The sequence below is a fragment of the Curtobacterium sp. NPDC098951 genome (genome assembly GCF_044759965.1).
Lineage (GTDB): Bacteria > Actinomycetota > Actinomycetes > Actinomycetales > Microbacteriaceae > Curtobacterium.
The window spans coordinates 155,398-167,579 of the sequence record NZ_JBIWAG010000004.1; the positions used below are offsets into that span (position 1 = coordinate 155,398).

Below are 12,182 nucleotides of genomic sequence, written 5' to 3' on the forward strand. Positions count from 1 at the left end.
GGGGAGGTGGGGATTGACGGACTGGAGGCGCGGGGCGGGCCCGCACCGCGCCTCCAGTCCGGTGGATCTTGCGTTCTCAGGCCGTCAGGTGCGCCGCGTACTGCGTCTCCAGCAGGCCACCGAGGTACCGCGCGATGGAGCGCGGGCCGGAGGCCGGCGCGGTCTCCTCGACGGCGGGGTTGTAGTTCGTGTTCGTGTTGATGTCGTAGACGACCGTGCGACCATCGGTCGTCTCCATGAACTCGACGCCCGCGATCTGGATGCGCTGGTCGGCGAGGAACGTGCGGAGCTGCTGGACGAGCGGGTGCTCGGCGGTGACCTCGGTCCGGACGCTGAACGCCGGAGGTGCGCCGACGGCCTCGGTGCCGGGCACGTCGCAGACCGCACCCGCGATGACCTGCGGGACCTCGCACGCGTCGGCCGGGCAGAGCTCGAAGCTGCCGGCACTCGTGTCCACGCGGACGGCGTAGACGAACTCGCCGCCGACGAACTCGACGCGGGTGATGAACGGCTCGCGGGCGGTGAGGTACTCCTGCAGCAGGGTGATGCCGTCGACCGGCTCCTCGAACTCCGGGCTGTCGACGTAGGCGTCGAACTCGGCGAGCGAGTCGAAGCGACGGACGCCGAGGCCCTTGCCGCCCTGGTTGTGCTTCGTGATGAAGGGCACGTCCTGGCCGCCGGTGAAGTCGTGGGCCGCCCGCTTGAGCGTCGTGCGCCCGAAGACGGCGGTGGTGCGGGGGACGTCGAACCCGGCGTTCCGGAGCAGTCCGTGCTGGGCGACCTTCGACACCTCGAGCTCGAGGACGTGGCTGCCGCCGACGACCTGCCGGCCGGCCCGCTCGAGCCAGCCGAGGACCGCGCGGGTGTACTCCTTGCTGTGCTCGTGCCCGCGGGTGTGGGAGCTCGCCGACATCCGGGACCAGTACACGCCCGGCTCGGGGTCGGCGGCGAGGTCGATCTGGCCCTCGGTGAGGAGGATCTCCTCGACGGGGACCCCCTCGGCCTCGAAGGCAGCGGCGAGCGGCGGGAACCACTCGGGGTTCTCGTGGATGACGTACACGCGGGGAGTGCTCACCTCGCCACCCTAGGCACGGCACCCTGGAGTCGCCAGGTGTGTGACGCGGCGTTGCTCGGTGGGTGCGGTGCTGCTCGCCGCGTGCGGCGTTGCTCGCCGGGTGCGGTCGTGGGGTTCGCCGGATCCGCACGGTGCGACCTTGTCCGATCCGTGCGCCGCTGGTGGCTCGGTGCGAGGTTGTAGGGCCGCACCGAGCGATCGCGGCGGCACCGAGTGAACAACCTCGCACGGTGCGCGGCCGGCCAAGCTCGCACGGGCCGCACGGACCTGCACGGTGCGCGGACGGCCGAGCTCGCACGGGCCGCACGGACCCGCCCGGACCCACGCGGTTGGACGAAGCCGCACGGTGCGACCTTGTCCGATCCGTGCGCGGCTGATGGCTCGGTGCGAGGTTGTAGGGCCGCACCGAGCGGTCGCGCCAGCACCGGGCGGACAACCTCGCACGGTGCGCGGCCGGCCAAGCTCGCACGGGCGGCACGGCCCCGCACGGGCCGGACGAAGCTGCACGGTGCACGGCCGGCCAAGCTCGCACGGGCCGGACGGACCCGCACGGTGCGCAGGTCTCAGCCGGAGAAGACCTGCCGACCCACGACACGGAGGAGCTCGAGCTTCTGCGCGGCCTCACTGCCCGCCGGCGCCGTGAAGAGCAACAGCGCCTGCGTCTGGCTCGTGGTGTGCAGCACCTGGCAGTCGACCGTGATCCGGCCGAGCTCGGGGTGGACGAACGTCTTGTGGTCCTCCCAGCGGCTGGCCACCTCGTGCAGGGACCAGAGCGCCCGGAAGTCCGCGCTGCCCGCCTCGAGGTCGGCGATCAGCCGGGCGGCCCGACCGTCGCCCGGCCCGGCGGCACCGACGGCGGCGCGGAGTGCTGCGACCTGGGCCCGAGCGAGCCGTTCGTGCTCCTCGGGCGCGTACCTCGCCCGCTCGTACTCCGTCATGAACCACCGCCACGGCTGGTACCGCTCGTTGCCGGGCAGGCCGGTGGTCGTGCCGACGAGTGCGGCTCCGAGCTCGTTCTCGACCAGGGTCTCCCCCAGGTCGTTGACCACGATGGCCGGGGTGTCCTCGAGACGGTCGAGCACACGGAGGATCGCGGGGTCGACGTGGTCGGAGCGGTGCACCCGTGCGGGTGCGTTGTGCCCGGCGAGGCGGAACAGGTGGTCGCGCTCGTCGAGGGTGCAGCGGAGTGCCCGGGCGATCGCTGCGACCATCTGCTCGGACGGCTGGGGCCCGCGCTGTTGCTCGAGTCGGGTGTAGTAGTCGGCGGACATCCCCGCCAGCGCGGCCACCTCCTCGCGCCGGAGCCCCGGCGTCCGGCGGCGCTGCCCGGAACCGAGTCCGACGTCCTCGGGGCGCAGCAGTTCTCGGCGGCGACGGAGGAAGTCGGCGAGCACGGGTCGGTCCATGGTCATCATCGTGCCCCCGCGGCGCGCCACGTGCCAGGGATCGGCGGTCCCCCGATGACCGGCCTCTGGATGCTCCTGGAGCGTCGCACCACGGTGGTGGACATGGACATCACGAACTCCACCGTCTTCATCCCCGGCGCGACCTCGGGCATCGGTCTCGGCCTCGCGCTCCGCCTGCAGGCAGCGGGCAGCACCGTCGTGATCGGCGGCCGACGCCGGTCGTTGCTCGACTCGCTCGCCGCTGAGCACGGCTTCGGTACCGTGCAGCTCGACGTCACCGACCCGGCGTCGATCACCGCTGCGGCCGCCGCCGTCACCGAGGCGTACCCCGCGCTCGACGCCCTGATCACGATGTCGGGCATCATGCGCACCGAGGACCTGCGCTCGTCGGAGCACCTGCGCGACGCCGTCGCCGTCGTCGAGACGAACCTGCTCGGGACGATCCGCCTCGTCGACGCGTTCCTGCCGCACCTGCTCACCCGTCCCGCGTCGACGATCGTCACCGTGACGTCGGGGCTGGCGTTCACCCCGCTCACGGCGACGCCGACGTACAGCGCGACGAAGGCCGCCGTGCACTCGTACACGCTCTCGCTCCGGCAGCAGCTGTCCGGGTCGCCGGTCGCCGTGCTCGAACTGGCGCCGCCGGCGGTCGCTACGGACATCATGGGAGAAGGGGTGGACTTCGGCGGGATGCCGCTCGACGACTTCCTGACCGAGGTCGTCGACCTGCTGCGCTCGGGTGCCGCCCCGGAGATCCTCGTGCAGAACGTCCTGCCGCTGCGGTGGTCGGAGCGTGACGGGACGCAGCAGCAGCTCATCGAGGCGCTGGCGTCGCGCGGGCACTGACGACCGGCTCACCGTCCCCGCCGCCGGGCCGGCGGCGGGGACGGGTGACGGGTGGCGGGCGCGCTCAGTCGGTGGCGCCGTCCGCCTCGCCGCGAGCTCCGCGCCGCCGGATCACACCGTCGAGGAACCGGTTGACGAGCCGCCAGGCCGGCCAGGTGAGGGCCCCGATCAGCGCTGTGTCGACCGGCCGACCGAGCGCGCGGATCACGACGTAGGCGCCCGTCATCGCCAAGCCGGTCGACAGGGCGGTGTTGAGGCGACGGGGCGTCCAGATCGACGCACGAGGATCGTCCCGGTCGTGGCCCTCGCGGTCGTCGTCGTCGTCGGGGAGCCGGTCGAAGGTGATCCCCCACGCGACGAACATCGCCCCCAGCGCGACGGCCACCCACGCGGCGTCGGCGGACGGATCCCGGAGCAGCGCGCGCACGGCGACGACCACGATGGCGCAGCCTGCGACCACTGCCGTGAGCAGGAGGACGAGTGCGGAACGGGAACGCGGTGCAGACACCCGTCGAAGCCTAGGGCCATCCGGTCGGCCCACGCGTGCAGGTCGACGTGCTGCGGATCTCGAGGACCCGTCGCGCGCTTTCGCTGTCGAGGGACTCGCGCTGGACACCGGATCCCACGAAGATGGGCGGTGATGAACGACCGCCTCGCCACCGTCCAGCGCATCGTCGCCGAAGCCGGCATCGACGCGACCGCCCGGGAACTCCCCGACTCGACCCACAGCGCCGCGCAGGCCGCCGCCGCGCTCGGCACCGAACCGGGAGCGATCGCGAGCAGCCTGCTGTTCCTGGCGGACGGTGCACCCCTGCTCGCGATGACCTCCGGTCGGCACCGGGTCGACACCGACCTGCTCGCGGCCCAGATCGGCGCGACCGAGCTCACGATGGCCACCGCGAAACAGGTCCGCGAGATCACCGGGCAGCCGATCGGCGGCGTCTCCCCCGTCGGCCACCCGGCCCCGATCCGCACCGTGGTGGACGAGGCGCTCCGCGAGTACGAGACGGTCTGGTCGGCCGCAGGGACCGCCAACAGTGTGCTCCCCCTGACCTTCGAGCAGTTGCTGTCGCTGACCGGTGGGACGGTCGTCCGGGTCAACGACCACTGATGACGACGCGGACGCGTGTCGAGCTGGGACGACGCGAGGACCTCGGCGCCGACTGCGCGAACTGCTTCGGCCTGTGCTGCGTCGCCCTGGCCTTCACGCGGTCCGCGGACTTCCCGTTCGACAAGGACGCCGGCGACCCGTGCACGAACCTCGACGACGCGGACGGCTGCCGGATCCACCCGCACCTGCGGGAACGGGGTTTCTCCGGCTGCACGGTGTTCGACTGCTCGGGGGCCGGGCAGAAGGTCTCCCGGCACACCTTCGCGGGCCGCTCGTGGCGCGACGACCCCGAGACGCGGCGGTCCATGTTCGCCACGTTCCCGATCGTCCGACGACTCCACGACCTCCTGCGGTACCTCGACGAGGCGATCACCCTCGTGCGAGCGTCACACGACGAGACCCCCTGGGTCCAGGCGTTCGAACACGTCCGTCTGCTGAGCGACGGCGCGCCGGCAGACCTCGCGACCCTCGACGTCGACGCGGAGTACGACCGGTCCCGCCCGCTCCTGCTCGAGGCGAGTGCGATCGCAGGGGGACGGGGTCCGGTCGGCGCCGACGGCCAGCGGGTCGGTCCGGGGACGGACCTCGTCGGCGCGGACCTGCGTAGGGCCGACCTGCGCGGGGCGACGCTGCGCGGATCACTCGCGATCGCGGCGGACCTCCGGGGTGCCCGGTTGGACCGCTGCGACCTGCTCGGCGTGGACCTCCGCGACGCGGACCTGCGCGGCACCGACCTCCGCGGAGCGGTGTTCCTCACGCAGATGCAGGTCAACGCGGCACGGGGCGACGCGGCCACGGTCCTGCCGGCGGGGTTCCAGCGTCCCGGGCACTGGAGCACGACGGCCGATGCGACCGACGGGGTCACGCCCCCGCGGCGAGCACCGTCCGGCCGAGCCGCACGAAGTCGTCGGCGCTGAGCATCTCCCCGCGGGCCGTCGGGTCGACCCCGGCGGCGGTGAGGAGTTCCGACGCCCGGGCACTGCTGCCGAGGACGCCGGACAGGCTCTGCCGCAGCATCTTCCGCCGCTGCTGGAACGCGCCGTCGACGAGCGCGAAGACCTGCGCCCGCAGGGCTTCGTCCCCGGGGGGCTCGTGCCGGTCGAACCCGACGAGCACGCTGTCGACGTTCGGCACCGGCCAGAACACCTGACGGCTGACCTGGCCGGCGATCGACCACGACCCGTACCACGCGGCCTTGACGCTCGGCGCCCCGTAGACCTTGCTGCCGGGTCCCGCGGCGATGCGGTAGCCGACCTCGGCCTGCACCATCACGAGCGCGCGTTCGATGGACGGGAAGGTCGCCAGCAGGTGGAGCAGCACCGGGACGGAGACGTTGTACGGCAGGTTCGCGACGACGTGCGTCGGCGGCTCCGGCAGGTCGGTCGCGGCGACGGTGAGGGCGTCCTGGTGGATCACGCGGAGCCGCGCGTCGGGCTGCATCGTGGCCACGGTGGCCGGGAGCTCGGCGGCGAGGCGACCGTCGATCTCCACCGCGGTCACCGAGGCGCCGGTCTCGGTGAGACCGAGCGTCAACGACCCGAGGCCGGGCCCGATCTCGAGGACGGCCGAGTCGGCCGACACCCGGCCGGACGCCACGATGCGCCGGACGGTGTTGGCGTCGTGCACGAAGTTCTGGCCGAGCTTCTTCGTCGGGGTGACGTCGAGCCGGGCTGCGAGGTCCCGGATCTCCGCCGGGCCGAGGAGCGTCGCCACTAGCCGTCCACCGTCACTGGCTCGGCGTCCCACGCGCCGTAGACGAGCTCGGTGTTCGAGGCGATCTGTGCCGCGAGCATCGAGGCGTCGGTCCCGAGGGTCTCGGCCATCGACCGGAGCGTGAGCGGGATGAGGTACGGCGCGTTCGGCCGGCCGCGGTACGGCGTCGGGGTGAGGTACGGCGCGTCGGTCTCGACCATGATCAGGTGACGCGGCGCGACGTGCAGGGCCTCGCGCAGGGGTGCGGCGTTCTTGAACGTCACGGTGCCGGCGAACGACATGTACCAGCCGCGCTCCGCACAGAGCCGGGCGAGGTCGGGGCCCCCCGAGAAGCAGTGGAACACGGTTTTCTCGGGGGCGCCGACCCGGTCGAGGACCTCGACCACGGCGTCGTGCGCGTCGCGGTCGTGGATCGTGAGCGCGAGGTCGTGCTCCTTCGCGATGCGGATGTGCTCCTCGAACGAGCGGACCTGGGCGTCGCGGCCGTCCTCGCCCGTGCGGAAGAAGTCGAGCCCGGTCTCGCCGATCGCCCGGACGCGGGGCAGCGCCGCGAGCCGTTCGATGCCCGCGAGGTGCTCGTCGAGCAGCCCCTGCTCCTGCAGCGACGGCGCTTCGTTCGGGTGGAGCGCCACGGCGGCGAGGACCCGGGGCTCCCGTGCTGCGATGGCCGCCGACCACTCCGAGGTCGCGAGGTCGGTGCCGACCTGCACGACACCGCGGACACCGACGCTCGACGCCCGGCCGAGGTGCTCGCGGTAGTCGAGCGCGCCGTCGCCACCGTCGGCGATCTCCATGTGGGTGTGGTTGTCGTACACCGGGACGACCAGCGCCTCGGGCAGCGGCGGGTAGGTCAGGTCCCGCTTCGACCCGTCGCCGTCGCCCCGGGAGCGGAGGTGCGCGTCGGTCACGCGGCGCCCTGCTCGGACTGCTCGATGCGCGGGAACAGCCCGCTCTCGAGCGGGACCACGGTCGACGCGCCCTGCCACTCCCACGCGCGGTCCACGCGCTGCTCGGTGATGGAGCCACCCGCACCGATCGCGGCCCAGAGCTTCTCGGTCGCCTTCGGCATGACCGGCGACAGCAGCACCGCGACCGTGCCGAGGCCGCGGAGCGCGGTGGACAGCACGGTGCCGAGCCGCTCGCGCTGGGCGTCGTCCTTCGCCAGGGCCCACGGCTGCTGCTCGGTGATGTACCCGTTCAGGGCGTCGACGAGCTCCCACACCGCGGCGATGGCCTCGTGCGGGGCGAACGCCGCGATGGCCGCGTCGGCACGCTCGGTGACCGACACCGCGAGGGTGTCGATCGCCTCGTCCGACCCGGTCAGCGCGCCGCGCTCGGGCACCGCGCCGTCGAAGTACTTCTGCAGCATCGCGACCAGGCGGGACGCGAGGTTGCCGAACCCGTTCGCGAGCTCGGCCTGGTAGCGGGCGGAGATGTCCTCCCAGCTGAAGTTGCCGTCCTGCCCGAAGGTGATCGCGCGGAGGAAGTAGTAGCGGAACGCGTCGGACCCGAACGTGTCGGTGATCTCGGACGGCGCGATGCCGGTCAGCTTCGACTTGGACATCTTCTCGCCGCCGACGAGCAGCCAGCCGTGCCCGAACACGCGCTCGGGGACGGGCAGCCCGGCGGCCATCAGCATCGCCGGCCAGATCACCGCGTGGAAGCGGGCGATGTCCTTGCCGACGATGTGCACGCTCGGCCACAGGCGCTGGAAGGCCTCGTCGTCGTCGGTGCCGTAGCCGAGCGCCGTGACGTAGTTGAGCAGGGCGTCGAACCACACGTAGAGCACGTGGTCGTGGTCCCACGGGATCTGGATGCCCCAGTCGAAGCTCGACCGCGAGATCGACAGGTCGCGCAGGCCCTGCTTGACGAACGAGATGATCTCGTTGCGGACGCTCTCGGGCTGGATGAACAGCGGGTTCGACTCGTACAGGTCGAGCAGGCGCTGCTCGAAGTCGGACATGCGGAAGAAGTAGTTGCGCTCGGCCAGCACCTCGACGGGGATCGAGTGGATTGCACAGACCTGCTGCCCCTCGTACGCACCCGTGCCGGGCACGAGGTCGCTCGGCTGCTTGTACTCCTCGCAGCCGACGCAGTAGAAGCCCTCGAACTCGCCCGCGTAGATGTAGCCGTCGTCGTACAGCTTCTGCAGGAACGCCGTCACGCCGCGCTCGTGGCGTTCGTCGGTCGTGCGGATGAAGTCGTCGTTCGCCACGTCGACGGTGTCGAGGAGCGGCTTCCACGCCTCGGTCACGAGCCGGTCCGCCCACTCCTGGGGCGTGACGTCGTTCGCGGACGCCGTGCGGAGGATCTTCTGCCCGTGCTCGTCCGTGCCGGTCAGGAGCCAGGTGTCGTCGCCGCGCTGCCGGTGCCAGCGCGCGAGGACGTCCGCGGCGACCTCGGTGTAGGCGTGCCCGATGTGGGGCACGTCGTTCACGTAGAAGATCGGCGTGGTGATGCTGAACGAGGACCCGTCGGACATGCGGACCATCCTACGGGCGCACCGGTGCCGCATGACGCGCCCCGCGCGCCACCTGTGGAGAACCGGACGGGAGGCGCGGTGCGCGTCCGGAGCCGCGCCTCCCGGCCCGTGGCGCTCGCGTCTACCGCGCCGCCAGCGCACCCTCGTAGAGGTCGCGCTTCGACAGCCCCGTCGCGTCCGCGACGGCCGCCGCCGCCTCCTTCATGCGAGACCCGGCGGCGACCCGCTCGAGCACGAGCCGGACCCCGTCCTCGATCGTCGTCACGTCGAGCGCCCCGGTCGATCCCTCGACGACGACGCAGATCTCGCCGCGCACCCCGTCGGCCGCCCACGCCGCGAGCTCCGCGAGGGACCCGCGCCGGACCTCCTCGTGCAGCTTCGTCAGCTCGCGGCAGACCACCGCGCGCCGGTCGTCGCCGAAGCCCGCGGCCATGTCGGACAGCGTGTCGGCGAGTCGGTGCGGGGACTCGAAGAACACCATCGTGCGCTGCTCGCCGGAGAGCGCGGAGAACAGCCGCCGCCGCTCACCGCCCTTGCGTGTCGGGAACCCCTCGAAGCTGAACCGGTCGGTCGGCAGGCCGGACACGGCGAGCGCCATGAGCACGGCGGACGGCCCCGGCAACGCCGTCACCGTCACCCCGGCGGCAGCGGCGGCCTCGACGAGGGGGAAGCCGGGATCGCTGATCGCGGGCATGCCGGCGTCGGTGAGGACGACGACGTCCTCGTCACGGGCGAGCTCGACGACCTCGGCCGCCTTCGCGCGCTCGTTGTGCTCGTGCAGGGCGATGAGGCGGGGGCGGTTCTCGATGCCGAGCGCCCGCATGAGGTGGATCGCGGTGCGGGTGTCCTCGGCGGCGACCACGCTCGCGTTCGAGAGGGTCTCGACCAACCGCCTGGAGGCGTCGCCGAGGTTGCCGATGGGCGTTGCTGCGAGCACGATCACGGGACCATTGTGGTCGCCTGTGCGCGCCAGCGCGGACATGGCGTCGATCCGTAGGATGCTCTGCGATGACCAGCGCGCTGACCGACGACCGCACCGCCGTCCCCGACGGGCCGGTCGGTTCCCGTCTCGACGACTGGTGGGGGCGCACGCTCTCGACCGCCAGGCGCGTCGCACTGTGGCGCTGGGCCGGGCCGCTCGGCGTCACGCTGCTGGCGGCGGTGCTGCGGCTCGTCGCACTCGGCCACCCGCACTCGCTCGTGTTCGACGAGACCTACTACGTCAAGGACGGCTGGTCGATCGTGCACCTCGGGTACGAGGGCACCTGGCCGGGCAACCCCGCCGACGACTCCCAGCCGACGACGGACCAGCGGTTCGCCGATGGGCAGACCGACATCTTCACGAACGCCGCCGAGTTCATCGCGCACCCGCCGCTCGGCAAGTACCTCATCGGCCTCGGCATGCTGCTGTTCGGCGCGGACAACTCGTTCGGGTGGCGCTTCGCCGTCGCCGTGCTCGGCATCGCGACCGTGTTCCTCACGGCCGTCATCGCCCGCTCGCTGTTCCGGTCCACCCTCGTCGGCACGCTGGCGGGGTTCCTGCTCGCGGTCGACGGGCAGGCGATCGTGCTGTCCCGCGTCACGCTGCTCGACGGGATCCTCACGTTCTTCGTCGTGCTCGGCTTCGGCGCGCTGCTGCTCGACCGACGCTGGACGTCCAGACGACTCGACGCCTGGGTCGCCCGACGGACGGCCGCCGGACGCGACACGCTCTGGGGACCGGTGCTGTGGTGGCGGCCGTGGCTGATCGCCATGGGGCTGGCGCTCGGCCTGGCGACCGCGACGAAGTGGTCCGGCATGTACTTCCTCGCGTTCTTCGCGGTGTACTCCGTGCTGACCGACATGATGCTGCGGAAGCGGGCCGGCATCGAGTTCTGGTCCTCGAGCGCGTGGCTGCAGCAGGCACCGGTGTCGTTCCTGCTCACCGTGCCGATCGCGGCCGTCACCTACGTGACGTCGTGGACCGGGTGGTTCGTGTCGAAGGACGGCTGGGACCGGAACTGGATCGCCACGGGAGGCGAGCGCTGGACCGGCGTGCTGTCGTGGGTGCCGGACAGCCTGCAGAACTGGTGGCACTACCAGTCCGAGATCTACGGCTTCAACATCGGCCTGCACACCCCGCACTCGTACCAGGCGAACCCGCTGCTCTGGCTCGTCATGCAGCGCCCGACGTCGATGTACTACGTCGGCACGAACGCGGGCCAGGACGGCTGCACGGCCACCCGCTGCGGCGAGGCGATCACCGGCATCGCGAACCCCTTCGTCTGGTACGCGGCGGTCGTCGCCGTCGTGGCGCTGCTCGTGCTCTGGATCCTGCGCCGGCGGTGGGAGTACGCGTTCGTCCTGATGGGGGTCGCGGCGGGGTACCTGCCGTGGCTGCTCTACGTCGACCGGACGGTCTTCCAGTTCTACACGATCGCCTTCGAGCCCTTCATGGTGATGGCGCTCGCCGCGGCGATCGGGTTGGTGCTCGGACGACGGGACGACCCCCGGCCACGCCGGACACGTGCCGTCGTGTGGGTCGGCGTGTACCTGGGCGTCGTGGTGCTCGCCTCGGCGTACTGGCTGCCGATGTGGACGGGCATGCAGGTGCCGTGGGACTTCGTCCGGTCCCACTACTGGCTCCCGAGCTGGCTGTAGCACGCGACCACCCGTCGGCCGGGAGGCGCGGGTCGGCCCCGCACCGCGCCTCCCGGCCCGGACGGGGTCGCGTCCGGAGCGCGCGCTGGTGCGCACGGCGGGTAGGGATCGTGCCGCGCGCTCGTGCGCACGGCGGGGCGGGGTCGTGTCCGGGCCGCGCGCTGGGGCGCCCGGTCGGGCGGTGTCACGACCGCGCGCTGGTGCGCCCGGTCGGGCGGTGTCACGACCGCGCGCTGGTGCGCCCGGTCGGGCGGTGTCAGGACTGCGCGTGCAGGGCGCGCTCGATCGACTCGCGGTCGAGCGGGTCCCCGAGCATGGGCGCGTCGGGGGTGCCGGGCAGCACGCCCTCGATGAGGACCTCGGCGTAGCGGCGCCATGCGTTCGGGTCGTGCGCGCGCGTCGTGTCCGCGACGGCGCCGACCATCGAGGTGAGCATCGGCAGGTCGCGGTAGTCGAAGCCGACCCGCACCACGCCGGCGTCCCGCGCACGACGGATGATCTCGGAGACCTGGGTCTCGAGCCGGTCACGTTCCTGCACGATCGACGGGCGCGACTTGCCGGCACGCACGATGGCGTCCGCGAGGGCACGGTCGCGCGCCCGGAACTCGAACACGCCCATCAGGTACACCCGGAGGGACTCGCGCGGATCGGACTCGTCCGCAGCACGTGCCGCGGCGTCGTTCATGGCCTCGAACTTGGTGGCGAGCAGCGCCTCGATCAGGGAGTCCTTGTCGGCGAAACGGCGGTAGACGGTCCCGACGCCGACGCCGGCCTCGTGCGCGATGTCGTTCAACGTGACCGACAACCCGCGTTCCGCGAAGCACTTGCGTGCCGTCTGCAGGATCAGCTCGCGGTTGCGTGCTGCGTCGGCGCGGAGGGGGCGCTCGAGGTCGGTGGTGCTCACGTCAC

Annotated in this window: 12 protein-coding genes; 4 read left to right on the plus strand and 8 right to left on the minus strand. The window is 72.2% G+C overall.

What is annotated here, in order from left to right; genetic code table 11:
• Positions 1-76: 76 nt before the first annotated feature.
• Entirely contained in the window at positions 77-1,075 is a 999-nt protein-coding gene (locus ACIQUC_RS13170) for a RimK family alpha-L-glutamate ligase (protein ID WP_402267623.1), read from the minus strand.
• Positions 1,076-1,638: 563 nt separating this feature from the next.
• Positions 1,639-2,481: a helix-turn-helix transcriptional regulator gene (locus ACIQUC_RS13175; RefSeq protein ID WP_022907301.1), complete on the minus strand. Its 843-nt coding sequence runs from the start codon at positions 2,479-2,481 to the stop codon at positions 1,639-1,641.
• Positions 2,482-2,535: 54 nt separating this feature from the next.
• Between ACIQUC_RS13175 and ACIQUC_RS13180 the strand changes: the two genes are divergently transcribed.
• Positions 2,536-3,327, plus strand: a complete 792-nt coding sequence (locus tag ACIQUC_RS13180; RefSeq protein ID WP_402267626.1) for an SDR family oxidoreductase — start codon at positions 2,536-2,538, stop codon at positions 3,325-3,327.
• 64 nt (positions 3,328-3,391) lie between these two features.
• Here the strand turns inward: ACIQUC_RS13180 and ACIQUC_RS13185 are convergent, their stop codons facing one another.
• Positions 3,392-3,835: a hypothetical protein gene (locus tag ACIQUC_RS13185; RefSeq protein WP_402267629.1), complete on the minus strand. Its 444-nt coding sequence runs from the start codon at positions 3,833-3,835 to the stop codon at positions 3,392-3,394.
• A 132-nt stretch (positions 3,836-3,967) separates the two neighbouring features.
• Here ACIQUC_RS13185 and ACIQUC_RS13190 point away from each other — a divergent pair, with 132 nt between their 5' ends.
• Together ACIQUC_RS13190 and ACIQUC_RS13195 are read left to right on the plus strand one after the other, a co-directional pair.
• Positions 3,968-4,438 carry a YbaK/EbsC family protein gene (locus tag ACIQUC_RS13190; RefSeq protein ID WP_402267632.1) on the plus strand — a complete coding sequence of 157 codons (471 nt, stop codon included), beginning with the start codon at positions 3,968-3,970 and terminating at the stop codon, positions 4,436-4,438.
• Complete coding sequence (locus tag ACIQUC_RS13195) at positions 4,438-5,355, plus strand: pentapeptide repeat-containing protein (protein WP_402267634.1); 918 nt, start codon at positions 4,438-4,440, stop codon at positions 5,353-5,355. The genes ACIQUC_RS13190 and ACIQUC_RS13195 overlap by 1 nt, the downstream gene beginning before the upstream one ends.
• On the opposite strand, the gene rsmA is transcribed toward ACIQUC_RS13195, so the two are convergent.
• The 4 genes from rsmA to rsmI all read right to left on the minus strand — a co-directional run bounded on the left by rsmA (position 5,300) and on the right by rsmI (position 9,576).
• Complete coding sequence (rsmA, locus tag ACIQUC_RS13200; protein ID WP_402267637.1) at positions 5,300-6,151, minus strand: 16S rRNA (adenine(1518)-N(6)/adenine(1519)-N(6))-dimethyltransferase RsmA; 852 nt, start codon at positions 6,149-6,151, stop codon at positions 5,300-5,302. The two genes, ACIQUC_RS13195 and rsmA, sit on opposite strands and share 56 nt — an antisense overlap.
• Complete coding sequence (locus ACIQUC_RS13205) at positions 6,151-7,059, minus strand: TatD family hydrolase (RefSeq protein WP_402267640.1); 909 nt, start codon at positions 7,057-7,059, stop codon at positions 6,151-6,153. The genes rsmA and ACIQUC_RS13205 overlap by 1 nt, the downstream gene beginning before the upstream one ends.
• Entirely contained in the window at positions 7,056-8,633 is a 1,578-nt protein-coding gene (gene metG, locus ACIQUC_RS13210; RefSeq protein ID WP_402267643.1) for a methionine--tRNA ligase, read from the minus strand. Before metG ends, ACIQUC_RS13205 begins: the two co-directional genes overlap by 4 nt.
• A 121-nt stretch (positions 8,634-8,754) precedes the next feature.
• Positions 8,755-9,576 carry a 16S rRNA (cytidine(1402)-2'-O)-methyltransferase gene (gene rsmI / locus ACIQUC_RS13215; RefSeq protein ID WP_022906479.1) on the minus strand — a complete coding sequence of 274 codons (822 nt, stop codon included), beginning with the start codon at positions 9,574-9,576 and terminating at the stop codon, positions 8,755-8,757.
• Between the two features lie 65 nt (positions 9,577-9,641).
• On the opposite strand from rsmI, the gene ACIQUC_RS13220 reads away from it, so the two are divergent.
• Complete coding sequence (locus ACIQUC_RS13220) at positions 9,642-11,273, plus strand: dolichyl-phosphate-mannose--protein mannosyltransferase (protein WP_402267646.1); 1,632 nt, start codon at positions 9,642-9,644, stop codon at positions 11,271-11,273.
• 256 nt (positions 11,274-11,529) lie between these two features.
• Here the strand turns inward: ACIQUC_RS13220 and ACIQUC_RS13225 are convergent, their stop codons facing one another.
• Positions 11,530-12,177, minus strand: coding sequence for a TetR/AcrR family transcriptional regulator (locus ACIQUC_RS13225; protein ID WP_022906481.1), 648 nt, complete (start codon positions 12,175-12,177; stop codon positions 11,530-11,532).
• Between the last annotated feature and the right edge of the window lie 5 nt (positions 12,178-12,182).